The following is a 23182-nucleotide window of genomic DNA, read 5'->3' as shown; positions in this document are numbered from 1 at the left end:
CTCCTGAATGAAGGTCGTGGTTAAAAGAGTCAGTTGCCGGTCTTGTGACCGGTGATCTCGCCGACCTTGGCCAGGGAGGCGTGGGCCTTCGCGACGACGTTGTCAGCGGTGAACCCGAACTGCTCGAACAGGACCTTGGCCGGGGCGCTGGCGCCGTAGTGCTCGATGCTGACGGCCTCGCCGGCGTCACCGAGGAGACGGTCCCAGCTCATCCGGATGCCGGCCTCGACGGTGACGCGAGCCTTCACACCGTGCGGGAGAACCTGCTGCTGGTACGCGGTGTCCTGCTGGAAGAACCACTCCTGGCAGGGCATCGACACGACCCGGGTGGGGGTGCCCTCGGCCTCCAGGCGCTCCTGCGCGGTCAGCGCGATCGACACCTCGGAGCCGCTGGCGATCAGGATCACGTGCGGGGTGCCGGACGACGCCTCGGACAGGATGTAGCCGCCCTTGAGGGTGCCCTCCGCCGACGCGTACTTGCTGCGGTCGATGGTCGGCAGGTTCTGCCGGGACAGCGCCAGCGCGGTCGGCCGGTCGGTGTGCTCGAGGGCGCCGCGCCAGGCGTACGCCGTCTCGTTCGCGTCGGCCGGACGGACCACGTCGAGGCCGACGATGGCGCGCAGCGCGGTCAGCGTCTCGATCGGCTGGTGCGTCGGGCCGTCCTCGCCGAGACCGATCGAGTCGTGCGTCCACACGAAGACGACCGGCAGTTTCATCAGCGCGGAGAGGCGGACCGAGCCCCGCATGTAGTCCGAGAAGACCAGGAAGGTGCCACCGTACGGCCGGGTGCCGCCGTGCACCGCGATGCCGTTGAGGATGGAGCCCATGCCGTGCTCGCGGATGCCGAAGTGCAGCGTGCGGCCGTACTCGTGGCCGGGGAACTCCTTGGTCGCGTACTCCGCGGGGATGAACGACGGCTCACCCTTCATGGTGGTGTTGTTGCTCTCCGCCAGGTCGGCGGAGCCACCCCACAGCTCGGGGAGCACCGGCGCGAGCGCCTCCAGGATCTTGCCGGACGCGGCGCGGGTGGCCAGGCCCTTCTCGTCCGCGGGGAACTCGGGCAGCGCCTTGTGCCAGCCCTCCGGCAGGGTCCGGGTGGACAGCCGGTCGAACAGCGCCTTGCCCTCGGTGTTGCCGGCGGCCCAGGCGTCGAACTTCTGCTGCCACTCGGCGTGCGCCGCCTTGCCCCGCTCGACGGCCTGCTGCGCGTGCTTGACGACCTCGTCGTCGATCGCGAACGGCTCGTCGGTGAAGCCCAGGATCTCCTTGGTGGCGGTGATCTCGGCGGCGCCCAGGGCGGAGCCGTGGATCTTGCCGGTGTTCTGCTTCTTCGGCGCCGGGTAGCCGATGATCGTCTTGAGGACGATGAACGACGGCTTGTCGGTCACCGACTTGGCGGTCTGGATCGCGTCCCAGAGCGCCTCGACGTCCTCCTTGTACTCACCCTCGCCCCGCCAGTTGACGGTCTGGACGTGCCAGCCGTACGCCGCGTAGCGGGCGCCGACGTCCTCGTTCTTGGCGATCCGGGTGTCGTCCTCGATGGAGATCTCGTTGTCGTCGTAGATGACGACCAGGTTGCCGAGCTTCTGCACCGACGCGATGGCGCTCGACTCGTGGCTGACGCCCTCCTCGATGTCGCCGTCCGAGGCGATCGAGTAGACGTAGTGGTCGAACAGCGACTCGCCGGCCGGGGCGTCCGGGTCGAGCAGGCCGCGCTCGCGACGGGCCGCCATGGCCATGCCGATCGCGTTGCCGATGCCCTGGCCGAGCGGCCCGGTGGTGATCTCGACGCCGGGGGTGTGCCCGTACTCCGGGTGGCCCGGGGTCAGCGAGTCCCACTGGCGCAGGGACTTGAGGTCGTCCAGGGACAGGCTGTAACCGTTGAGGTACAGCTGGACGTAGAGGGTGAGGCTGGAGTGTCCGCAGGACAGCACGAACCGGTCGCGCCCCGCCCACTCCGGGTCCGTGGGGTCGTGCCGCAGCACTTTGTTGAACAGCAGGTAGGCCGCGGGCGCGAGGCTCATGGCGGTGCCGGGGTGACCGTTGCCGGCCTTCTCCACGGCGTCCGCGGCCAGCACCCGGGCGGTGTCAACCGCCTTGCGGTCGAGGTCGGACCAGTTGAGAGCGGGGTTAGTGGCAGCCACGTCGGTTGTGCTCCTCGGGCAAAATTATGGAACCCTTTTCGGCTTGACCCTATCCAGTAGGGCTAAACGTCCGCGCAGCGAACGCCCCAGGCACATACGCTGTGAGCGGACACGCCGGTTCAAGGGATGTGACCGTCTGCACCCGTGCCGGGTGCCCCCAGCAGCGGAGACGACGGCGCGTAGGCTGTCCGGGCGAGCCGCCGGGTCGTACCCGGTTCACGGCCGCGAAATAAAGCCGATGCCGGAAGGTGGCTGTCCGTGAGCATGATCACCGAGCGTCCCGCCCAAAAGCGGACGCCCGGCGTGGCTGAGCGCCCTGCGGGGGCCGAGGCCCGGCGGAGCTGGCTCGCGCTGTTCCGGGCGTACCTCGCCCTCACCAAACCGCAGATCGTCGAGTTGCTGCTGGTGACGACCGTGCCCACGATGATGCTCGCGGCGAAGGGCTGGCCGGACCCGGTCACCTTCGCTGCGGTGCTGGTCGGAGGTGGTTTGGCCGGTGGAGCGGCGAGCGCGCTGAACTGTTACATCGACCGCGACATCGATCAGGTGATGCGGCGTACGAAGCGGCGGCCGCTCCCGGCGAACGTGATCACCCCGCGGGCCGTGCTCATCTTCGGCCTGACCATGGCTGTGATCTCGGTCGCGCTGATGGCGGTTCTCACCAATTGGTTGGCCACCGCGCTGACCGCCTTCTCGATCTTCTATTACGACGTCGTCTACACGCTCTGGCTGAAGCGGCGCACCCACGCGAACACGTTCTGGGGCGGCGTGTGCGGCGCGGCGCCGGTGGTCATCGGCTGGGCCGCGGTGACCGGAACGATCCCGGCGATGGCGTGGGCGCTGTTCGGGATCGTCTTCTTCTGGCAAATGCCGCATTTCTACGCACTTGCCGTGAAGTACAAGGACGACTATGCCCGGGCCGGTATTCCGATGCTGCCGGTGGTGCGCTCGATGCAGCGGGTGAACCTCGAGATCCTCGTCTACACCGTCCTCACCGTGGTGGTCTCACTGGTCGCCTGGCCGCTCGGGCACGGGCTCGGCCCGATCTACGGGGTGACGGCGATCGTGATGGGCGGCGTCTTCCTGGCCGAGGCGATCCGGCTGGTCCGGCAGACCCGGGCCGGGGCGACGGTCAAGCCGATGCGGCTGTTCCATCTGTCCATCACGTACCTCACGGTGGTCTTCATGGCCGTCGCCGTCGATGCGCTGATCTGACCCGGCTGTCGCACAGGATGCCCGGATTGCCACTAGTGTTAGTCACTGTCCGTCACTCGAAGGGCGGATTGGCGGGCGCGTCGCAATTCGGGCTTAATCAGGCCAAAACAATGCTCAGAATCTTGAAACCTGCAGGTAATTGGAGTCACAAAAATTGATCGGAGTGCACATGGCACGCCGGTTGACTGCTTAGGCTGCGGACCATGGCAGAAGGTTCCGTAACGACGCTGACCTCCGAGATCAAGTCTTTCGCCGCCGGTCACGGCGGCGCCAAGGCGGTGATCGAGTACGTCGGCAAGCGCGGCGCCCGCATCGTCCTCGTCGGCGAGGACGGCGAGTGGTCCGACCAGTTCGCCCCGGACACCGGCGTCGCGCGTGAGGCGTGCGACCACGCGGGTGTCGCGGTGGAGAACGAGTGGGAGCGCGAGCTCCTGGAGCAGATGCGGCCCAGCAACGACCTGTGGCGTTCGATGTCGCGCCGGAGCATGGCCCGCTGATGGGCCGTGACGCCCGGGTCGCCCTGGTCACCTCGGTGGACCTCCCCGACCTGTGGGACGACGACCACCCCCTCCGCGACGCGCTGCGCTCGCGCGGGGTGACCGTCGAGGCGGTCCGCTGGGACGACCCGGCGGCCGACTGGTCCGGCTACGACCTCGTGGTGATCCGGTCCCCCTGGGACTACGTGGCCCGCCGCGAGCAGTTCGTCGCCTGGGCCGCCGCCGTCCCACGCCTGGCCAACCCGGCCGAGATCATCGCGTGGAACACCGACAAGCGGTACCTGAGCGAGCTCGCCGCGGCCGGCATCCCGATCATCCCGACCGCGTTCATCGGCCCGGGGGAGAGCTGGACCCCGCCGTCCGACGGCGAGTGGGTGGTCAAGCCGACGATCAGCGCCGGCAGCCAGGACACCGCCCGTTACCGGCTCCCCGGCGACACCGCGCTCGCCACGGCACATGTCGAGCGCCTCACCGGCGCCGGCCGGACCGCGATGATCCAGCCGTACCTGTCCGCGGTGGACACCGCCGGGGAGACCGCCGTGCTGTGCACCCCGGACGCGTCCGGCGAGCTGACCTTCAGCCACGCCATCCGCAAGGCCCCGATGCTGACCGGGCCACCCGGCGTGCCGGTCGATCCGGACTCCGAGCGGATCACTCCGCGGGAGCCCTCGGCGGCCGAGCTGGAAGCGGCGGCCCGGGTCCTCGCGGTCATCCCGGGCGGGGCCAAACAGCTGCTGTACGCGCGGGTCGACCTGATCCCCGGCCCGGACGGCACGCCGACCCTGATCGAGCTGGAGCTCACCGAGCCGTGCCTGTTCCTGCGGACCGCTCCCGGCTCCGCCGACCGCCTCGCCGAGGCGATCCTCGCCCGCCTCTGACACGACGAGAAGGCCGCCCCGACGGGGCGGCCTTCTTCGTATGCGGGCACCGGACCGAGGGGTGACCGCGGCGTGCATGCATGACCCGCACCCGGGGACGATCCGGAGGGCACGCCTGCCGCAGCGACCGGGGGACACGGGACTTGCGTGGCCCGTACCGGGAAAGGTCGGAGAGGGGAACCGCGGACCGGGAGCCGGGGATGTGCCGGAACTGGGCGCTGACCTGAGCCGGGGTCAGGCCGGGACCGGCTCGCCGACCTGGGCCGGGGTGGCGGGGGTCAGGGCGGGGCGGGAGCGCAGCGACCACAGCACCGACAGGGTCGCGACCCAGACCAGGCCGGAGCCGAGCATGTGGGCGGCGACGAGCAGCACCGGCAGGTGGGTGAAGTACTGCACGAAGCCGATCAGGCCCTGCCCCATCTCCACCCAGAACAGCACGGCGGCCGCCCGGATCGCGGCGGCCGGGGCGTTCACCGCGCGCAGCGCGAACCACAGCGCCACGGTCAGGCCGATCAGCAGGAACACCAGGTCGGCATGCACCTGGGAGATCTGGGCCGGGTCCAGGCCGTTGCGCTTGGCGCCCTGGTCGCCGGAGTGCGGGCCGCTGCCGGTCACCACCACGCCGGCCGCGATCACCGCGAAACTGGCCACCGCCGTCAGCCGGGCGAGCTGGCGCAGCGGGGCCGGGGCCAGCGGCACCGGGCCGCCGTCGCCCTCGTCGACCCGGCGCCACAGCGCGTACGCCCCGGCGACCAGCGCGATCGAGAGGATGAAGTGCAGGCCGACCACCCACGGGTTGAGGTTGGTCAGCACCGTGATGCCGCCGATGATGCCCTGCCCGGGGATGCCGAGCGCGACCGCGACCGAGAGCCGGATCAGCGACCGGCGCCCGCGGGCCAGCGCGCCGACGAAGCACGCCACCGCGATCGCGACCAGGACGAAGGTGAGCAGCCGGTTGCCGAACTCGATGGCGCCGTTGACGCCCATCTCCGGGGTCGACACGTACGACTCGTCGGTGCACCGGGGCCAGGTCGGGCAGCCGAGGCCGGACTTGGTGAGGCGGACCGCCGCGCCGGTGACGATGATCCCGATGTTCGCGATCAGCGAGGCGAGGGCGAGGCCGCGCAGCGAGTCGCCGAACCAGCGAACGGGACGGGAGGACAGTAAAGCGGAGGACTTCACCCGGTGGATCGTACGCTCGCCGCTGATCGTGATTTCCGCAGCTCCGCATGCCGGTGGGGTGGATCACCGGGGGGCGGTTTGCAGGGGTCGGAGGAAATACGTAACGTTGGCGTAGTGAAAAACGAGGTGCTGATCCAGATCGGCGTGGCGGCTCCGGCCGGCGCGGCCGACGGGCGCACCCGTGACCGGGTCGCGCAGCTTCTGCTGAAGCGTGGCGCGACCACCGCGGCCGAGCTCGGCGCCGCTCTGGGCCTGAGCCCCGCCGCCATCCGCAAGCACCTCGACGCGATGCTCGCCGAGCAGCTCGTCGAGACCCGTGAGGTCCGCCGGGACAAGCCGCGCGGCCGGGGGCGGCCCGCCAAGGCGTTCGTGCTCACCGCGGCCGCCCGCGAGGATCTGAACCCGCACCACTACGACGGCATCGCCACCGCCGCGCTGCGCTGGATCGCACAGCAGCACGGTCCGGAGGCCGTCTCCGCCTTCGCGTCCGCTCAGGTCGCGGCGCTCGAGGAGCGCTGCACGGCGGCGCTGCTCGAGGCCGGCCCCGATCCGATCGCCCGGGCCGAGGCTCTCGCCGAGGTGCTGACCGCCGAGGGTTACGCTGCCAGCGCCTCGACGATCGCGTCCGGCGGGCAGCTGTGCCAGCATCACTGCCCGGTGGCTCACGTGGCTGCCGAGTTCCCTCAGCTGTGCGACGCCGAGACCGAAGTGATCTCCCGCCTCATCGGCACCCACGTGCAGCGCCTCGCCACCATCGCGCACGGCGACGGGGTGTGCACCACGCACATTCCCAGTCGTGCGAACACCACCGCCATCACGGTTAGGACAGATACATGACTGACCAGATCGTCACTCAGGAAGAGCACCTCGCCGCTCTTGGCAAGTACGAGTACGGCTGGGCCGATGCCGACGTCGCCGGCGCCGCCGCGCAGCGTGGCCTGTCCGAGGCGGTGGTGCGCAACATCTCCGCGCTCAAGAACGAGCCGGAGTGGATGCTGAACCTCCGGCTCAAGGGCCTGCGCCTGTTCGACCGCAAGCCGATGCCGCACTGGGGCGCCGACCTGACCGGCATCGACTTCCAGAACATCAAGTACTTCGTGCGTTCCACCGAGAAGCAGGCCACCTCGTGGGAGGAGCTGCCGGAGGACATCAAGGCGACGTACGACAAGCTCGGCATCCCGGAGGCGGAGAAGCAGCGCCTGGTCGCCGGTGTCGCCGCGCAGTACGAGTCCGAGGTCGTCTACCACGCGATCCGTGAGGACCTGGAGCAGCAGGGCGTCCTGTTCCTCGACACCGACACGGCTCTCAAGGAGCACCCGGAGATCTTCCAGGAGTACTTCGGCACGGTGATCCCGGTCGGCGACAACAAGTTCGCCGCGCTGAACACCGCGACCTGGTCCGGCGGCTCGTTCATCTACGTGCCGAAGGGCGTGCACGTGGACATCCCGCTGCAGGCCTACTTCCGGATCAACACGGAGAACATGGGCCAGTTCGAGCGGACCCTGATCATCGCCGACGAGGGCTCCTACGTTCACTACGTCGAGGGCTGCACCGCCCCGATCTACTCGTCGGACTCGCTGCACTCCGCGGTCGTCGAGATCGTCGTGAAGAAGAACGCCCGCGTGCGGTACACGACCATCCAGAACTGGTCGAACAACGTCTACAACCTGGTCACCAAGCGCGCCACCTGCGAAGAGGGCGCGACCATGGAGTGGATCGACGGCAACATCGGCTCCAAGGTGACGATGAAGTACCCCGCGGTCTACATGACCGGCCCGCACGCCAAGGGCGAGGTGCTCTCGATCGCGATGGCCGGCGAGGGCCAGCACCAGGACTCCGGCGCCAAGATGGTGCACGCCGCGCCGCACACCTCCTCGACGATCGTGTCGAAGTCGATCGCCCGTGGTGGCGGCCGCACGTCGTACCGCGGACTGGTCCAGGTCCTGGAGGGCTCGTCGCACTCGAAGAGCACGGTCAAGTGCGACGCGCTGCTGGTCGACACGATCTCCCGGTCCGACACGTACCCGTACGTCGACATCCGCGAGGACGACGTCAACATGGGCCACGAGGCGACCGTCTCCAAGGTCAGCGAGGACCAGCTCTTCTACCTGATGAGCCGCGGTCTGACCGAGGACGAGGCGATGGCGATGATCGTGCGCGGCTTCATCGAGCCGATCGCCAAGGAGCTCCCGATGGAGTACGCGCTCGAGCTGAACCGCCTGATCGAGCTGCAGATGGAAGGGGCCGTGGGTTAATCACCCGCCCGGCCATCAGAAGAAGCGGACATAAAGGACGAAATGACTACCGAGGCCATCGCCCCGCCGAGCACCAAGTCGCAGGTGCTGCGCTCCTTCGACGTCACCGACTTCCCGGCCCTCACCGGCCTGGAGGAGGAGTGGCGTTTCACCCCGCTCAAGCGGCTGCGTGACCTGGTCACCGCCACGTCGCTGAGCGGGGCGGCTCCCTCCGCGGAGTACGGCGACCTCCCCGCCGGTGTGACGGTGTCGGACGCGGACGACGTGGACCCGGTGCTCACCCCGTTCGACCGGATCAGCGCCCTCGCGTACGGCTCGGCCGCCGGCGTCACCGTGATCGAGGTGGCGCCTGAGGCCGAGCCCGCCGAGCCGGTGATCATCCGGTTGGTCGGCAAGGGCGGGGACGCCGCCGCGGCGCGGTACGTCGTCAAGGTCGGCAACTTCGCCAAGGCCACGATCGTGCTGGAGCAGACCGGCACGGTCACCCTGGCCGACAACATCGAGGTCGTCCTCGGTGACAGCGCCCAGCTCGTCTTCGTCACCCTGGCGGAGTGGGAGCGGGACGCGGTCCAGGCGCAGCACATCAAGTTCCGGGTCGGCAAGGACGCCCGGGTCCAGCACGTGCAGGTGGCCCTCGGCGGTGACCTGGTCCGCCAGTTCACCTCGGTGGAGTACGCGGGCCGTGGCGGCGACGCCGAGCTGTGGGGTCTGTACTTCACCGACTCCGGCCAGCACCACGAGCACCGCCAGCTGGTCGACCACGCCGTGCCGGACTGCCGCAGCAACGTGGGTTACCGCGGCGCCCTGCAGGGCAAGTCGGCGCAGACCGTCTGGGTCGGCGACGTGCTGATCCGGGCCGCCGCGACCGGCACCGACACGTACGAGATCAACCGGAACCTGATCCTCACCGACGGCGCGGTCGCCCACTCCGTGCCGAACCTGGAGATCGAGACCGGCGAGATCGCCGGCGCCGGCCACGCCAGCGCCACCGGCCGGTTCGACGACGAGCAGCTGTTCTACCTGATGGCGCGCGGCATCCCCGAGGGTGAGGCGCGCAAGCTGGTGGTCCGCGGCTTCTTCGCCGAGCTGATCAACAAGATCCCGGTCGAGCACCTGCGCGAGCGGCTCGGCGACGCCATCGAGGCCCGGCTGGTCGACAGTGGCCTTTGAGAACGTCGGTCCGGTGACGGACATCGCGAAAGGCACCGCGCTCCAGGTGGAGGTCGACGGTGTCGAGATCGCGGTGGTGCACGCCGACGATGACAACTTCTACGCCGTCCGTGACGAGTGCAGCCACGCTTCGGTGGCGCTCTCCGAGGGGGAGGTGGACGGGTGCACGCTGGAGTGCTGGCTGCACGGCTCCCGGTTCGATCTGCGCACCGGTGAGCCCTCCGGGCCGCCCGCCTTCAGTCCGGTGGCGGTCTACCCCGTCGAGATCCGCGACGGCGACATCTACGTTTCGACGACACCTAGCAATGGAGTAGAGCCGTGAGCACCCTGGAGATCCGCGACCTGCAGGTTTCGGTGAAGCTGCCGGATGGCGAGCTGAAGCCGATCCTCGCCGGGGTCGACCTCACCATCAAGTCGGGCGAGACGCACGCCATCATGGGCCCGAACGGCTCCGGCAAGTCGACGCTGGCCTACTCCATCGCCGGCCACCCGAAGTACGAGATCACCGGCGGCTCGGTGACCCTGGACGGCCAGGACATCCTGGAGCTCAGCGTCGACGAGCGCGCCCGGGCCGGCCTCTTCCTGGCCATGCAGTACCCGGTCGAGGTCCCCGGCGTCTCGGTGGCGAACTTCCTGCGGACCGCGAAGACCGCGATCGACGGCGAGGCGCCGAAGCTGCGCACCTGGGCCGGCGAGCTGCGCGGCGCCATGGAGAAGCTGCAGATGGACCCGGCGTTCGCCCAGCGCAACGTGAACGAGGGCTTCTCCGGCGGTGAGAAGAAGCGGCACGAGATCATGCAGCTCGAGCTGCTGAAGCCGAAGATGGCGATCCTCGACGAGACCGACTCCGGCCTCGACATCGACGCGCTGCGAGTGGTCAGCGAGGGCGTCAACCGGGTTCGCGCCACCGGTGAGACCGGCTTCCTGCTGATCACCCACTACACCCGGATCCTGCGCTACATCAAGCCGGACTTCGTGCACGTCTTCGTCGCCGGCAAGATCGTCCAGGAGGGCGGCCCGGAGCTGGCCGAGGAGCTCGAGGCGTCGGGTTACGAGAAGTTCCTGACCAAGGCCTAGGAGTCGGCTGATGAGTTTCGACGTCGAGCAGGTCCGGAAGGACTTCCCGATCTTCCAGCGGGAGGTCAACGGCCACCCGCTGGTCTACCTGGACAGCGCCAACACCTCGCAGAAGCCGGTTCAGGTGCTCGACGTCATGCGCGCGCACCAGGAGCGGTACAACGGCAACGTGTCCCGCTCCGTGCACACGCTCGGCACCGAGTCGACGGAGGCCTACGAGAGCGCCCGGGCCCGCATCGCGTCGTTCATCGGCGCGGCGAGCCCGGACGAGGTGGTGTTCACCAAGAACTCCACCGAGGCGCTCAACCTGGTCGCGCACTCGGCCGGGCAGCATCTGCGGCTGGGCCCGGGCGACGAGATCGTGATCTCCGAGATGGAGCATCACTCGAACATCGTCCCGTGGCAGCTCCTGTGTGAACGGACCGGCGCGACCCTGCGCTGGTTCGGGATCACCGACGAGGGGCGTCTGGACCAGTCGCGTCTCGACGAGCTGATCACGCCGCGGACGAAGATCGTTTCTCTGGTCCATATGTCCAATGTTCTGGGCACCGTGAATGATTTCTCGGACATTTCGGCCCGAGTGAAGGCTGTCGGCGCGCTGCTGGTGCTGGACTGCTCGCAGTCGGTGCCCCACCTGCCGATCAACGTCCAGGAGCTGGGCGCCGACCTGATCGCGTTCACCGGGCACAAGATGCTCGGCCCGACCGGCATCGGCGTGCTGTGGGGCCGTTTCGGGCTGCTGGAGCAGCTCCCGCCGTTCCTCGGCGGCGGTTCCATGATCGAGACGGTCACCATGACCGGGACGACCTATGCCGCCCCGCCCGCGCGTTTCGAGGCCGGCACCCCGCCGATCACCGAGGCGATCGGTCTGGGCGCGGCCGTGGACTACCTGACCGGGCTGGGCATGGCGGCGGTCCACGAGCACGAGCAGGCGATCACGGCGTACGCCCTGGACGCGCTCTCGTCGGTCCCCGGCGTGCGGATCTTCGGCCCGGCGACGGTCGAGGGCCGGGGCGGCACGGTGTCGTTCGGCGTCGACGGGGTACACCCGCACGATGTGGGACAGATCCTGGACGCGCTCGGCGTCGAGGTGCGGGTCGGTCATCACTGCGCCCGGCCGGTGTGCTCGCGGTTCAGTGTTCCGGCGATGACCCGGGCCTCGTTCTACCTCTACACGACCACGGACGAGATCGACGCTCTGGCGCGCGGCCTCGACCAGGTGAAGAAGGTGTTCGGCTGATGCTGCTCGACGGTCTCTACCAGGAGATCATCCTCGATCACTACAAGAACCCGCACGGCCGTGGCCTGCGGGACCCGTTCGACGGCGAGGCGCATCACGTCAACCCGACGTGCGGCGACGAGATCACGGTCCGGGTCACGTCGGATCTGACCGACGTGTCGTACGACGGTCTCGGCTGCTCGATCAGCCAGGCCTCGGCGTCGGTGCTGCACGAACTGCTGCACGGGAAGACCTCGGCGGAGGCGTCGGAGATCCACCACGCCTTCGTGGAGCTGATGCAGGGCCGTGGCCAGGTCGAGCCGGACGAGGAGGTCCTCGGCGACGGGATCGCGTTCGCCGGTGTGGCCAAGTTCCCGGCCCGGGTGAAGTGCGCGCTGCTGCCGTGGATGGCGTTCAAGGACGCGGCGGCGCGTGCCGGCGTGGAGGTGGGCGTGAGCCCGGAGGTGAAGGCATGAGTACAGACCAGACCGATACCGCCCGCACCGTGGCCTCGGCTCCGGCGTCGGGCGCGGCGCCCGGAGCGGGCGAGGAAGTGCCGGACTGGCTGGCCGAGGAGCGGGCCGCCGCCGCTGAGGCCGGCGAGCCGGTGGAGACGCCGTCGGTGAGCGTTTCCGCGTCCCCGGACGCGGCCTTCGGCGGGGACGCGCCGTCAGCGGCCGACGCGGCGGTGGGTACCGACGCGGCTCCGGCCGACGCGGTCGCCTCGGACTCGATCTCCGGCGGGGGCCCGGCCGACGAGGTGCCCACCGGCGACGTCTCCGGCACGGTGAAGGAGTCGCCCGAGGGCGGCGCCGCGCCCGGCAAGCCGAAGGCGTCGATCGCCGACATCGAGGAGGCGATGAAGGATGTCGTCGACCCCGAGCTCGGCATCAACGTCGTCGACCTGGGCCTGGTCTACGGCACCCACGTGGACGACGACAACGTGGTCACCATCGACATGACGCTCACGTCGGCGGCCTGCCCGCTGACCGACGTCATCGAGGACCAGACCCGGCAGGCGCTGACGGCCGGCCCCGGCGGCGGGCTCGTCAACGACTTCCGGATCAACTGGGTGTGGCTCCCGCCGTGGGGCCCGGACAAGATCACCGACGACGGCCGGGACCAGCTGCGGTCGCTGGGCTTCAACGTCTGATTTACCCCCTGAGGGCGGTACGCGATCCAGCGTGCCGCCCTTCGGCGTACCCCGGTGGTAGAAACCGGGCATGACTTCGACTCCGCCGTTCCCCGAGCTGCTGTCGCTGATCGAGGCCCGGTCGGCGGCCCTGCGCGCGGCCGCCGCCGTCGCGCCGTCGCTGGACGCCGCCGTCCCCGGGTGTCCCGGCTGGTCGCTCACCGACCTGATCACCCACCTGGGCGGTGTCCAGCGGTTCTGGGCCGCCACCGTGGCTCTCGGCGACGACTCCGGCCCGCCCGCGCCCGAGCAGCGCGGTGACCTGACCCCGCACGGCGACCTGCTGGACTGGTCGGCGGCGTCGACCGATCTGCTGCTCGCCCGGCTGCGCGAGGCCGGCCCGGAGGCCCCGGCGTGGGCGTGGTGGGCCGATTCCGGGGCGGCGCCGCTGACCGCGGGTGCGATCGCCCGGCATCAGGTGCAGGAGGCGGCGGTGCACGCGTTCGACGCCCAGCAGGCCGCCGGGCAGCCGGAGCCGTTGCCTGCGGCGGTCGCCGTCGACGGGGTGAGCGAGTTCCTCACCGTCTGCCTGGGTTCGCGGGAGGCGTGGCCGCACCGTCCGGCGCGGGTCGCGTTCCAGGCGATCGAGGGCCCGTCCTGGACGCTGGATCTCTCGCCGGCGGGCGCCACGGCTGATCCGCCGGCCAGTGGCGATCCGGTCACCCGGCTGCAGGCGACGGCGAGCGATCTGGTGCTGGTCCTCTACCGGCGCGTCCCGCTGGCGGAGGTCCGGGTGGACGGTGACCGCGAGGTGGCCGAGCAGCTGGTGGAGTGGAGCAAAATGGGCTGATTCGCGGGCGTACGAACGGGCCGGGGCCTTCCCCGGCCCGTTCTGTTTTTTAATGATTCGGCAATTCTTGCTTGTCACCCGGGAAACGTGATGGTGACGTGCGACTCACTTAACCGCAATTAGCTATCTCCGTGACCAAGGGCACACCGTCCACTGTGGCCTGCTAGAACGCCGGAGTAACAAGCGCTTAACCGGTTCAGGGCTTGACGTCATGGGGCGACTCCAGCCAGTGTTGGGAGCGCTTCCATCGAAGCGGTTCGAAAGACCAGATCCGTTGCGTGAATTGACGCGGAAAGGTCAATGATGAGTTCAAGTGTTGTCTCCCGGCCGGTCACCGGACTGCCGGAATATGCCGGTGACGGCATCTACCTGCACATCGACGGGGAACGGTACATCGACTGTGCCTCCGGGACGTTCAACGTCTCCCTCGGCTATTCCACCCCGGAGATCATCGACGCGCTGCACGGTCAGCTCGACCGGATCGCCCACCTGTCCTCGGAGTTCACCAGGGCCAAGTCGGCCGAGATCTTCGAGCTGATGCGCCCGGAGCTGCCGCCGCACATCGGCGCCTTCTGGTTCCGTGACATCACCGGATCGGGCGCCAACGAGGCGGCGATCAGAATCGCGCAGAAAGCGACCGGCCGGTCCGACATATTCTCGTTGTTCCTGTCGCATCACGGACAGACGGTCGGCACCACCGGGGTCTCCGGCAATGCTTTTCGGCAACGCAGTTTCTCGCTCCCGTTCGCGCATTCCGTCAAGATCCCCGGACCGGACTGCGCCAACTGCTTCTACGGCCAGGTGCCCGGCAGTTGCGCGATGATGTGCGCCCGGCGCCTCGAGGACTTCGTCGAATACGCGTCGAGCGGCCAGGTGGCGGCCCTGGTCGTCGAGCCGGTCATGGGCAACGGCGGCAACATCGTCCCGCCCCGCGACTATTACCGGGTCCTCCGGGAGACGTGCGACCGGCTCGGCATCCTGATCATCGCCGACGAGGTGCAGACCGGCTTCGGCCGTACCGGATCGTTCTTCGCCTCCACCGGATACGCCGCCGGCCTGCGCCCCGACATCATCACCTTCGCCAAGGGCGCCGGTGGCGTCGGCATCCCGGTGGCCGGCGTCGTGATGCGGCCGGAACTCGACGTCCTCGAGTCGTGGGAGCACTCCAGCACCTCCGGCGCCAACCCGCTCGCGCTGGTCGCCCTGGAGGAGACCGTGCGCTACATCCGGGACCGGGACGTGCTCGGCAACGTGGCGGCGGTCTCCGGCCGGCTGCACCTCGGCCTGCTCAGCCTCTCCCGGGCCTTCCGCGACATGACCGGCGTCCGCGGCGTCGGCCTGATGCAGGCGTTCGACCTGCCCACCAGCGTCGACGTCGAGCAGTTCCTCGCCATCGGCCGGCGGCACGGCCTGATCCTGCGTGGCAGCCGGTACGGCTTCGGCCGCGCCGTCAAGGTCCGCCCGCCCCTGATCATCACCAGCGCCCAGGTGGACGACCTGCTCGACCGCCTGCACGCCACCCTGCAGACCTTCCAGAAGGAGGCCATCCGGCCGTGAAAGCTCTCAAGTTCCGCAGCGCCTGGGACGTCGAACTCGCCGAGGTCCCGGATCTGCACGTGATCGGTGACGACGACGTGGTCGTCGACATCAAGTTCTGTGGCGTCTGCGGCACCGACCTGGCCATCGTCTCCGGTTCGTACCCGGTCGCCGTCCCCGGTGTCACCCTCGGCCACGAGGCGAGCGGCATCGTCGCCGAGACCGGCGCCGCGGTCACCTCGGTCGCGCCCGGGGACCGGGTGGTGATCAACCCGACCCCGTACTGCGGCCGCTGCCGGATGTGCCAGACCCAGCGGATCAACCACTGCGTCAACAAGCACGGCACCGAGAGCGGCGTCAGCTACGACGGCGCGTACGCCGGGAAGTACCGCACCACCTCGGCGTTCGTGCACCGGGTCCCGGACGACGTGTCGCTGCGGGCGGCCGCCCTCACCGAGCCGCTGAGCTGCGTGGTGGCCGGCGCCCGCAAGATCCAGCCGCCGTCGCTGAGCGCCTTCACGTACGTCTTCGGCGCCGGCCCGCTCGGCCTGCTCTACACCTGGGTGCTGTCGCTGAAGGGCCTGACCCCGGTGGTGATCGAGCACTCCGCGGCCCGCCTGGAGTACGCCCGGGACCGCCTGCCCGACGGCACCGCCGCGTACGCCTCCCTCGAAGAGGCCCGCACCAAGTACTTCAACGACCCGCAGGCGCCGATCGACATCGTCGTGGACACCACCTCGATGCTGCTGGAGGACCTGTTCCCGCAGATCGCGCCCGGTGGCACGTACATGTCGATCGGTCTCAAGGAGAAGCTCGCGTCGATCGACACCATGCTGCTGGCCGACCGCAGCCTGTCGGTCATCGGCTCGATCGACTCGCTGCACGGGTCGTTCACCGAGGCTTTCCACCTGATCACCACCGGCCGGATCCCGGCCGAGCGGCTGGTCAGCCACGTGATCCCCCTCGATGACTTCGCGACCGGTTTCGCGGCGCTCGGCCTGGACGTCGACGGCAAGCGGTTCGGGCCGGCCGACCAGGCCAGCTGCAAGGTGCTGATCGCCCCGGGCGGCGTCGATGAGTGAGCCGCGGATCAGCGTGATCGTCCCGTACCGGGACCGGGCCGACAACCTGCGCCTGGCACTGTCCGCGCTCGCCGAGCAGACCCTGCCGGCCGGCGCGTTCGAGGTGGTCCTCGGCGTGCTCGACGACACCGGGGAACACGCGGAGGTGTGCCGGGAGTTCGCCGGCCGGCTCGACATCGTCACGGCCTCCTCGTCCCGGCCCTGGCAGGTCGGCCTGGCCCGCAACCTGGCGCTGCGACAGGCCACCGGCGAGGTCGTGGTGCTGATGGACGTCGACATGGCGCTGCCTCCCCGGTGCCTGGAGGATCTCTACGACCAGCACTTCGCGTACGGGCAGCGGATCTGCGTGGTCGGCCAGATGATCGACTACGACAACAACACCGGCGACGTCACCGAGGTCGGCGTCCTGCCCTTCGAGCACTACCGCAAGCTGCTCGCCGACCTGCAGCTCACCGGCACCGGCGGCCAGGACCCGCGGATGACCGCCGCGCACGTGATCCCGTGGTCGTTCGCGTGGACCGCGCTGGTCGCGCTGCCCCGCGAGCTGGCCGGGGAGTTCGACCTCAACTTCCACGGGTACGGGGTCGAGGACCTGGAGTGGGCGTACCGGGTGACCCGCACCGGGACGCCGGTCGTGATGGGCCGTGACTTCTTCGGCGTGCACCTGCCGCACGTGCGGGACGTCGCCGCCAACAAGCGCACCGAGGCGCCCAACTACCGGTACTTCCTGCGCCGCTGGCCGGGCGCGGACGTCGAGCTGGCCTGCGCGTTCGGCGACTTCGAGGCCAACGAGCGGTACCCCGGGTTCCGCCGGGCCGTCGAGGAGGCCACCGGAGTGCCCGGGGGCACGCTCACCGTCGTACACGCGAAGGTCGAAGGCCACAGCGAACTGGTGGTCGGCGTGCCCGCCGGAACCACCGCGGCGCTGCCCGCGACGGCGACCGACGTCGAGGTGCTGCCGCTGGCCGGGCTCGCGCTGCCGTTCGAGGACGGCGCCGTCGACCGCTGCCGGGTGCTCGGGCCGGTCACCGCGCTGCCCGAGGTGTACCGGGAGCGGATCCTCGCCGAGGTCCGCCGGGTCAGCCGCCTGGTCGGGGCCTGACGTGCTCCGGGACGAGCTGCTCGACGCGGCGGTGGCGGCGGCCCGGGCCGGCGCGCGGGTGATCCGGGACGCCGGGGCCGTCCAGGCGCTCCGGCACAAGTCCAGCGGCACCGACCCGGTGACCGAGATCGATCTGGCGGCCGAGGCCGCGATCACCGGGTCGCTGTCCGCCGCGCGGCCGCACGACGCGCTGCTGGGCGAGGAGGGCACGGCCCGCGCGGGGACCTCCGGCGTGCGGTGGGTGGTGGATCCGGTCGACGGCACGACCAACCTGCTGTACGGGTCCCCGCACGTCACCGTGAGCATCGCGGCCGAGCAGCGGCTCCCGGACGGCGCCTGGCGGGCCGTCGTGGGCGTGGTGGCCGACCCGTCCCGCTCGGAGATGTTCACCGCCGTCCTCGGCCGGGGCGCCCGCCGCAACGGGACCCCGATCCGCGTCAACGATCCGGTGCCGCTCGACCAGGCCCTCGTCACGACCGGTTTCGCCTATCTCCCGGAGTCCCGGGCCCGGCAGGCCGCCGTCGTCGCCGAACTGCTGCCCCGGGTCCGTGACATCCGCAGCCACGGCAGCGCCGCCCTCGAGCTGTGCTGGCTCGCCGCCGGCCGCTGCGACGCCTACTACGAGGACGAGCTGGCGCCCTGGGACTGGGCGGCAGGCGCGCTGATCGCCGCCGAGGCGGGAGCGGTCGTCACCCCGCTGGGAACCGGGGTGCTCGCCGCCGGGCCCGCCCTCTTCGGATCACTTCAGACAAGGACCGGACATGCAGCCGTACCGCATTGATCAGATCACCGACCGGGACCCGCCTCGCCTGCGCGTGCTCTACGCCGTCTTCATGACCCTCGCCCCGATCTTCGTGATCTGGCGGACCGCCGTCGTCAACTGGACCGTCTGGTACGGCCCGCTCGCCTGGGCGGCGGAGATGTTCGCCGTCGTCACCACCGCCATGTTCGTGGTGTCGCTGCGCACCCGCACCCGGCCCGTCCCGCGCACCGTCACCGCCCCGGTGACCGCCACCGTCGACATCCTGGTGCCGACCGTCAACGAGCCGCTGCCGGTGCTCGAACCGACGGTCCTCGGGGCGCTGCGGGTCCGTGGCGTCCGGGACGTGATCGTCCTCGACGACGGCGACCGCCCCGAGATCAAGGCGATGGCGGACCGGCTCGGCGCCCGGTACCTGCCGCGCACCACCAGCGAGGGCGCCAAGGCCGGCAACCTCAACCACGGGCTGAGCATCACCGACGCCGAGTTCGTCGTCACCCTCGACGCCGACCACATCCCGCTGCCCGAGTTCATCGAGAAGACCCTCGGCTACTTCGCCGACCCGGATGTGGCGGTCGTACAGTCGCCGCAGTCGTTCTACAACACCGAGTCGTTCACCTTCCGGAAGCGGCACGGGAGCGAGGCGGCCTGGCACGAGCAGGAGATGTTCTACGGCGGGGTGCAGCCCACCAAGAACAGCACCAACAGCGCCATCTACACCGGGACGTCGGCGATGCTGCGCCGGGCCGCCCTGGACGCCGCCGGCGGCTTCGCCGAGGACACCTCCACCGAGGACATCCACACCTCCCTGCGGCTGCACGCGCGCGGCGGGAAGTCGGTCTATCTGGAGGAGCCTCTGGCGTACGGGCTCGAAGTCGACAACCTCCGCCAGTACTACGGGACCCGCCGCCGGTGGGCGATCGGCAGCCTCCACCTGCTGCTGCGCCACCGCGACTCGCCGCTGCGGGCCCGCGGGCTGACGTTCCACCAGCGGCTCAACTACGCCAGCGCGATGGTCGCCCACTTCCAGGGCCTCAACCGGCTGCTCTACCTGCTCATCCCGGTCGCCGCGCTGACCACCGGCGTCGCCCAGGTCACCGGCCCGTACGCGATCTACGGCTTCGCGTTCCTCGCCTTCACCGTGTTCTCCATCTACACCGTGGTCAGCTTCGGCCGGGGCCACTACCACATGCTGCACAGCGAGGCGTTCGCCGTCGCGGACACCCTGCCGATGCTCGCGGCACTGCCGGCCGCGCTGTTCGGGGAGCGGCAGTTCGGGGTCACCCAGAAACGGGCGCGGCGGACGACGGACGCCCCGCTGAAGTGGGCGTACCGGCTGTTCGCTCTGGTCGAGGTGGGTGCGCTGGGATTCGCGGTGACCCGGCTGATCCAGGGCGAGCACGTGGTGATCGCCGCGTGGGCGGCCGCGTCCCTGGCGCTGAGCACCGGGTACACGCTGTTCTTCCTGGCCGGGACGGAACGGTACGAGCGCCGGCCGGTCACCCCGTGGTACACCGACCTCGCACCCGAGGACCTGTACCAGCACATCGTCGCTCTCTCCGGCGCGCGTTCCCCGGCCATTTCCGAGAAGATCACGGCATGACGATTCTCGGCGCGGTCTGCCTGCCCCAACTGCCCCCGGAACGCCTCCGCGGCGTCGTCGAAGCCGCCGACCAGGCCGGACTCGACGAACTGTGGCTCTGGGAGGACTGCTTCCTCACCGGCGGGGTGGCCACCGCCGCGGCGGTGCTCGCCTGGACCCGGCGGCTGCGGGTCGGCGTGGGCCTGCTGCCCGTGCCGTTGCGCAACGTGGCGCTGACCGCGATGGAACTGTCCGCCCTGCACCGGCTCTTCCCGGACCGGGCGATCATCGGGGTGGGCCACGGCGTCCAGGACTGGATGGGCCAGGTCGGCGCCCGGGCGGACTCGCCGATGACCCTGCTCCGCGAGTACGTCACCGCCCTCCGCGCTCTCCTCTCCGGCGAACGCGTCACCGTCGGCGGGAAGTACGTCCACCTCGACGGGGTCGCCCTGGACTGGCCGCCGCAGAGCCCCGCGCCGATCCTGATCGGCGGCACCGGCCCGCGGACGCTGCGGCTGGCCGGTGAGATCGGCGACGGCACCATCCTCGCCGGCGGCACCACCCCCGACCAGGTACGCGAGGTACGGCAGTCGATGGGCGACGGCAGCCTCGTCGTCTACCTGCACACGGCCACCGGCCCGGACGCGGACACCCGGATGGAGGCGGAACGGGTCCGCTGGGGTTACCCGTCGCTCACCGACCGGGCCGTGACCGGTGACGCCGCCGCGATCGCGGCCGGCGTCCGCCGGTGGGCCGACGCCGGCGCCGACACGGTCGTGCTGCAACCGACTCCCGACGACCCCGATCCGGAAGGTTTCGTCCGCTTCATCGCCGAGCAGGTCCGTCCCCTGCTCGCGGCATAGCGGCCGGCACCGACCCCAGCCGGCCGTCAGTGCTGTCTCCGCACCCTCGAGACAGCACTGACGGCCCGCCGGACTCGCCGTTCCACCCCGGCCGTCGTCAGCGCTGTCTCGTCGCCGTCAAACCCCGGCTGGTTCTCAGGGCTGTCTCGACGCCGCCGAGACAGCCCTGAGAACCAGCCGGATCCGGGCCTCACGCGGTGGCGACCGCGGCGGTGGCGTCGGCGCGGGGGTGGGCGTCCAGCTCACGCCAGGCCGGGAAGACGAACGGCGCGGCGGTCACCGTCAGATAGCCGAACGCGGCGACCAGAGCGGCGGTACGCAGGCCCAGCAGGTCGGTCGCCCAGCCGCCGAGCACGCCGCCGAACGGGATGCCCGCCCAGGACACGGCGATCAGGACGCTGATCGCCCGGCCGTGCAGATGGGTCGGGACCCGGCGGTAGACCGCGGACATCAGGATCGGGTTCACCGTGGACATCAGCGCGCCCGCGCAGGCCGCCGTGAACAGCACCGTCCACACCCGCTCGGCCAGCGCCAGAGCGAGGAGCTGCGCGGGGCCGCCGAGGAAGAAACAGATGCCGAAGGTACGGCGGCGGGGCAGTCGCGGGGCCACCACGGTGTAGAGGATGTTGCCGGCGACCGCGCCCAGGCCGAACGCGGTTCCGATCGCCCCCAGCGCGGCCGGTCCGTGCGCGCCGTCGCGTACCCATACCGGCACGAACACCGTCGCGAACGCCTGGTCGAACATGTTGGTGACGAACAGCATCGACATCACACCGAGGATCAGGCGGTCCGAGCGTACGCAGCGGAAACCGTCCCGCAGCGCGTCGGCGTACCCCTGCTCCTCGCTCTGGGCCAGCGCTGCGGCGTCGGCGGAGCCGACCCGGACCGTCATCGCGATGATCAGCGCGCTCGCCGCGAACGACAGCGCGTCGACCAGCAGCACCGCCGCCGGATGGGACGCCGCGATCAGCACCCCGGCCAGCGGCAGGCCGACCAGGGTCGAGGCGCGGCAGATGCCGTCGTACATCGCGGTGCCGCGCTCGGTCGACACGCCCGCCACGGCGAGGGTCCGGGGGAGCAGCGCGCGCTTGGCCGCGTCACCGAACCCGCGCAGCGCGCCGGCCAGCGCGATCAGCACCATCAGCGCGGTCAGCGACATCCCGTCGCAGTAGGCGAGCAGCGGTATCCCGGCGACCGCGAGCACACTGGCGGTGTCCGCCACCACCGCCGTCGGCCGGGGCCCGACCCGGTCCACGATCGGCCCGCCGATCAGTCCCGCGAGCACGTACGGCAGCATCTCGGCGAGCCCGGCCAGCCCGGCGAGCAGGGCGGAGTCCTGCGTGGTGAGGACCAGCCACGGTACGGCCACGAAGGTGATCCGGCTGCCGAGCATGGAGATCGCTTCGGCCGTGAGAAGGGCGCCGAGCTGACGGTTCACCGCTCGCCCGGGCAATTGTCATCGAACATCATCAATGCCAGAGGGTATGTCACGCCGGCGGCAGATGGTCGATCACGTTGTACCGGTCCAGCGTGAGCGTCCCGGAGGCGCCGTCGAAACGCGAGATCGAAGCATTGCGTACGCTGCCCGCGCCCCGTTCCACCTCGAGCACCTCGTCCCAGCTCAGCTGCTCGATCACGGCCCGCATCATCAGCACCACCGCGTCGTGCGCGACGACGATCACCCGCTTGCCGGCATGATCGGCGTGCAGGTCGTCGAGGAACGACTTCAACCGGACCGCGATGTCCGCAAACGATTCCCCGCCGGGTGGGGCGTACTCGTACTCGCCCGCCTTCGCCCGCCGCTCCGCCTCCCCCGGGAACCGGGCCGCCACCGCCGCCCGGGTCAGCAACTCCAGCTCACCCATCAGCCGGTCCACGAGCCGGTCGTCGGTCCGCGGCGCCGGCAGATCCAGCCCCGACGCCTCGGCGGCGATCCGCCACGTCTCACGGGCCCGCACGTACGGCGACGTGATCGCCACCTGTGGCCGGTGCTCCTCCGGAAGCGCGGCCAGCCAGCGGCCCAGGGCGGCGGCCTGCTCCTCACCGGTCGCGGTCAGCGGCACCTCGGCGTCGCGGCCGCTCACCGCCGCCTCCATCAGGTCGTCCTCATCGGCTGCGGCGAAGGCGACATTGGCCAGGCTCTGCCCGTGCCGCACCAGAATCAGTTCAGCGACCATGATCGGACCCTATCCGCCCGACCGCCCGCCGGTCACGCACCGGATTCGCGGCGACACCGTCCAGTAACCGCACCCTCCGCCGAATCCGGCCCGCCATTGCATCAGCAGATCCATCCGGATGTGCGCCCACCCCGATCATCTCCACACCCGACCGCACTCCGCGCCCACTCCGCCCCGCACCTGCCTCACCCCGCGCCCGCCCCGCACCTATCCTCACTCCGCGCCCGCCCCGCGCCCGCTTCGCACCTACCTCACCCCGCGCCCGCCCCGCGCCCGTTCCGCTCGCGACGCCTTGCGGGTAGGAAAACCCGGCTGGTTCTCAGGGCTGTCTCAACGCCCCTCGAGACAGCCCTGAGAACCAGCCGCACAAGATCCACGGTCGACCGGCCGGTCCCTCTCGCCACACCTCCCGACGCAACGCTGTTACCGGCTGTGTGGTGATCTGGGGCCGGTAACGCGAG

The 23182-nt window shown here is 70.3% G+C and carries 22 protein-coding genes; 18 read left to right on the top strand and 4 right to left on the bottom strand.

Features of this window, described 5'->3' with window-relative positions:
- Positions 1-29: 29 nt before the first annotated feature.
- Positions 30-2144, bottom strand: a complete 2115-nt coding sequence (gene tkt / locus ACZ3II_RS19430; protein ID WP_465519061.1) for a transketolase — start codon at positions 2142-2144, stop codon at positions 30-32.
- 264 nt (positions 2145-2408) lie between these two features.
- On the opposite strand from tkt, the gene ACZ3II_RS19425 reads away from it, so the two are divergent.
- The 3 genes from ACZ3II_RS19425 (at position 2409) to ACZ3II_RS19415 (ending at position 4734) form a co-directional block, all read left to right on the top strand.
- Positions 2409-3359, top strand: coding sequence for a heme o synthase (locus ACZ3II_RS19425; RefSeq protein ID WP_465519387.1), 951 nt, complete (start codon positions 2409-2411; stop codon positions 3357-3359).
- A gap of 203 nt (positions 3360-3562) precedes the next feature.
- Positions 3563-3856, top strand: a complete 294-nt coding sequence (locus ACZ3II_RS19420) for a hypothetical protein (RefSeq protein ID WP_465519060.1) — start codon at positions 3563-3565, stop codon at positions 3854-3856.
- Complete coding sequence (locus tag ACZ3II_RS19415; protein ID WP_465519386.1) at positions 3856-4734, top strand: ATP-grasp domain-containing protein; 879 nt, start codon at positions 3856-3858, stop codon at positions 4732-4734. Before ACZ3II_RS19420 ends, ACZ3II_RS19415 begins: the two co-directional genes overlap by 1 nt.
- Before the next feature lie 234 nt (positions 4735-4968).
- On the opposite strand, the gene ACZ3II_RS19410 is transcribed toward ACZ3II_RS19415, so the two are convergent.
- Positions 4969-5916 carry a COX15/CtaA family protein gene (locus tag ACZ3II_RS19410; RefSeq protein WP_465519059.1) on the bottom strand — a complete coding sequence of 316 codons (948 nt, stop codon included), beginning with the start codon at positions 5914-5916 and terminating at the stop codon, positions 4969-4971.
- 114 nt (positions 5917-6030) lie between these two features.
- Here ACZ3II_RS19410 and ACZ3II_RS19405 point away from each other — a divergent pair, with 114 nt between their 5' ends.
- The 15 genes from ACZ3II_RS19405 (at position 6031) to ACZ3II_RS19335 (ending at position 20544) form a co-directional block, all read left to right on the top strand.
- Positions 6031-6753 carry a helix-turn-helix transcriptional regulator gene (locus ACZ3II_RS19405; RefSeq protein WP_465519058.1) on the top strand — a complete coding sequence of 241 codons (723 nt, stop codon included), beginning with the start codon at positions 6031-6033 and terminating at the stop codon, positions 6751-6753.
- Complete coding sequence (gene sufB, locus ACZ3II_RS19400; RefSeq protein ID WP_465519057.1) at positions 6750-8171, top strand: Fe-S cluster assembly protein SufB; 1422 nt, start codon at positions 6750-6752, stop codon at positions 8169-8171. The genes ACZ3II_RS19405 and sufB overlap by 4 nt, the downstream gene beginning before the upstream one ends.
- A 42-nt stretch (positions 8172-8213) precedes the next feature.
- The gene (sufD, locus tag ACZ3II_RS19395) at positions 8214-9341 is read left to right on the top strand and encodes a Fe-S cluster assembly protein SufD (RefSeq protein ID WP_465519056.1); all 1128 of its coding nucleotides are present in this window, start codon (positions 8214-8216) and stop codon (positions 9339-9341) included.
- A complete protein-coding gene (locus tag ACZ3II_RS19390) occupies positions 9331-9663 on the top strand; it encodes a Rieske (2Fe-2S) protein (RefSeq protein WP_465519055.1) in 333 nt (110 codons plus the stop codon). Before sufD ends, ACZ3II_RS19390 begins: the two co-directional genes overlap by 11 nt.
- On the top strand, positions 9660-10418 hold the full coding sequence (gene sufC / locus ACZ3II_RS19385) for a Fe-S cluster assembly ATPase SufC (protein WP_465519054.1): 759 nt from the start codon (positions 9660-9662) through the stop codon (positions 10416-10418). The genes ACZ3II_RS19390 and sufC overlap by 4 nt, the downstream gene beginning before the upstream one ends.
- Before the next feature lie 10 nt (positions 10419-10428).
- Positions 10429-11658, top strand: coding sequence for a cysteine desulfurase (locus ACZ3II_RS19380; RefSeq protein WP_465519053.1), 1230 nt, complete (start codon positions 10429-10431; stop codon positions 11656-11658).
- Positions 11658-12113 (top strand): Fe-S cluster assembly sulfur transfer protein SufU, encoded by a 456-nt coding sequence (gene sufU / locus ACZ3II_RS19375; RefSeq protein WP_465519052.1) that lies wholly within the window; start codon positions 11658-11660, stop codon positions 12111-12113. Before ACZ3II_RS19380 ends, sufU begins: the two co-directional genes overlap by 1 nt.
- 311 nt (positions 12114-12424) lie before the next feature.
- A complete protein-coding gene (locus tag ACZ3II_RS19370; RefSeq protein ID WP_465519385.1) occupies positions 12425-12790 on the top strand; it encodes a metal-sulfur cluster assembly factor in 366 nt (121 codons plus the stop codon).
- A gap of 70 nt (positions 12791-12860) precedes the next feature.
- Positions 12861-13619: a maleylpyruvate isomerase family mycothiol-dependent enzyme gene (locus ACZ3II_RS19365; protein ID WP_465519051.1), complete on the top strand. Its 759-nt coding sequence runs from the start codon at positions 12861-12863 to the stop codon at positions 13617-13619.
- A 303-nt stretch (positions 13620-13922) separates the two neighbouring features.
- The gene (locus ACZ3II_RS19360) at positions 13923-15176 is read left to right on the top strand and encodes an aspartate aminotransferase family protein (protein ID WP_465519050.1); all 1254 of its coding nucleotides are present in this window, start codon (positions 13923-13925) and stop codon (positions 15174-15176) included.
- Positions 15173-16237, top strand: a complete 1065-nt coding sequence (locus tag ACZ3II_RS19355; protein WP_465519049.1) for a zinc-dependent alcohol dehydrogenase — start codon at positions 15173-15175, stop codon at positions 16235-16237. The genes ACZ3II_RS19360 and ACZ3II_RS19355 overlap by 4 nt, the downstream gene beginning before the upstream one ends.
- Positions 16230-17339 carry a glycosyltransferase family 2 protein gene (locus ACZ3II_RS19350; RefSeq protein ID WP_465519048.1) on the top strand — a complete coding sequence of 370 codons (1110 nt, stop codon included), beginning with the start codon at positions 16230-16232 and terminating at the stop codon, positions 17337-17339. Before ACZ3II_RS19355 ends, ACZ3II_RS19350 begins: the two co-directional genes overlap by 8 nt.
- A 1-nt stretch (position 17340) precedes the next feature.
- The gene (locus tag ACZ3II_RS19345) at positions 17341-18120 is read left to right on the top strand and encodes an inositol monophosphatase family protein (RefSeq protein ID WP_465519047.1); all 780 of its coding nucleotides are present in this window, start codon (positions 17341-17343) and stop codon (positions 18118-18120) included.
- The gene (locus tag ACZ3II_RS19340; protein ID WP_465519046.1) at positions 18101-19702 is read left to right on the top strand and encodes a glycosyltransferase family 2 protein; all 1602 of its coding nucleotides are present in this window, start codon (positions 18101-18103) and stop codon (positions 19700-19702) included. Before ACZ3II_RS19345 ends, ACZ3II_RS19340 begins: the two co-directional genes overlap by 20 nt.
- A complete protein-coding gene (locus ACZ3II_RS19335) occupies positions 19699-20544 on the top strand; it encodes an LLM class flavin-dependent oxidoreductase (RefSeq protein WP_465519045.1) in 846 nt (281 codons plus the stop codon). Before ACZ3II_RS19340 ends, ACZ3II_RS19335 begins: the two co-directional genes overlap by 4 nt.
- 190 nt (positions 20545-20734) lie before the next feature.
- On the opposite strand, the gene ACZ3II_RS19330 is transcribed toward ACZ3II_RS19335, so the two are convergent.
- Together ACZ3II_RS19330 and ACZ3II_RS19325 are read right to left on the bottom strand one after the other, a co-directional pair.
- Positions 20735-21982 carry an MFS transporter gene (locus ACZ3II_RS19330; protein ID WP_465519044.1) on the bottom strand — a complete coding sequence of 416 codons (1248 nt, stop codon included), beginning with the start codon at positions 21980-21982 and terminating at the stop codon, positions 20735-20737.
- 49 nt (positions 21983-22031) lie between these two features.
- The gene (locus ACZ3II_RS19325) at positions 22032-22721 is read right to left on the bottom strand and encodes a histidine phosphatase family protein (RefSeq protein ID WP_465519043.1); all 690 of its coding nucleotides are present in this window, start codon (positions 22719-22721) and stop codon (positions 22032-22034) included.
- Between the last annotated feature and the right edge of the window lie 461 nt (positions 22722-23182).

This window comes from Actinoplanes sp. NPDC019969 (assembly GCF_055562375.1).
Note: the sequence above shows the minus strand (reverse complement) of the source record. Positions and strands in the feature narration are given on the sequence as shown.

What these genes read in the sequence shown, in the direction of transcription:
- ACZ3II_RS19425 (WP_465519387.1), top strand. Translation starts at nt 2,409, where the DNA reads ATGATCACCGAGCGTCCCGCCCAAAAGCGGACGCCCGGCGTGGCTGAG.
- ACZ3II_RS19420 (WP_465519060.1), top strand. Translation starts at nt 3,563, where the DNA reads ATGGCAGAAGGTTCCGTAACGACGCTGACCTCCGAGATCAAGTCTTTC.
- ACZ3II_RS19415 (WP_465519386.1), top strand. Translation starts at nt 3,856, where the DNA reads ATGGGCCGTGACGCCCGGGTCGCCCTGGTCACCTCGGTGGACCTCCCC.
- sufB (WP_465519057.1), top strand. Translation starts at nt 6,750, where the DNA reads ATGACTGACCAGATCGTCACTCAGGAAGAGCACCTCGCCGCTCTTGGC.
- sufD (WP_465519056.1), top strand. Translation starts at nt 8,214, where the DNA reads ATGACTACCGAGGCCATCGCCCCGCCGAGCACCAAGTCGCAGGTGCTG.
- ACZ3II_RS19380 (WP_465519053.1), top strand. Translation starts at nt 10,429, where the DNA reads ATGAGTTTCGACGTCGAGCAGGTCCGGAAGGACTTCCCGATCTTCCAG.
- sufU (WP_465519052.1), top strand. Translation starts at nt 11,658, where the DNA reads ATGCTGCTCGACGGTCTCTACCAGGAGATCATCCTCGATCACTACAAG.
- ACZ3II_RS19365 (WP_465519051.1), top strand. Translation starts at nt 12,861, where the DNA reads ATGACTTCGACTCCGCCGTTCCCCGAGCTGCTGTCGCTGATCGAGGCC.
- ACZ3II_RS19360 (WP_465519050.1), top strand. Translation starts at nt 13,923, where the DNA reads ATGAGTTCAAGTGTTGTCTCCCGGCCGGTCACCGGACTGCCGGAATAT.
- ACZ3II_RS19350 (WP_465519048.1), top strand. Translation starts at nt 16,230, where the DNA reads ATGAGTGAGCCGCGGATCAGCGTGATCGTCCCGTACCGGGACCGGGCC.
- ACZ3II_RS19340 (WP_465519046.1), top strand. Translation starts at nt 18,101, where the DNA reads ATGCAGCCGTACCGCATTGATCAGATCACCGACCGGGACCCGCCTCGC.
- ACZ3II_RS19335 (WP_465519045.1), top strand. Translation starts at nt 19,699, where the DNA reads ATGACGATTCTCGGCGCGGTCTGCCTGCCCCAACTGCCCCCGGAACGC.
- ACZ3II_RS19325 (WP_465519043.1), bottom strand. Translation starts at nt 22,721, where the DNA reads ATGGTCGCTGAACTGATTCTGGTGCGGCACGGGCAGAGCCTGGCCAAT.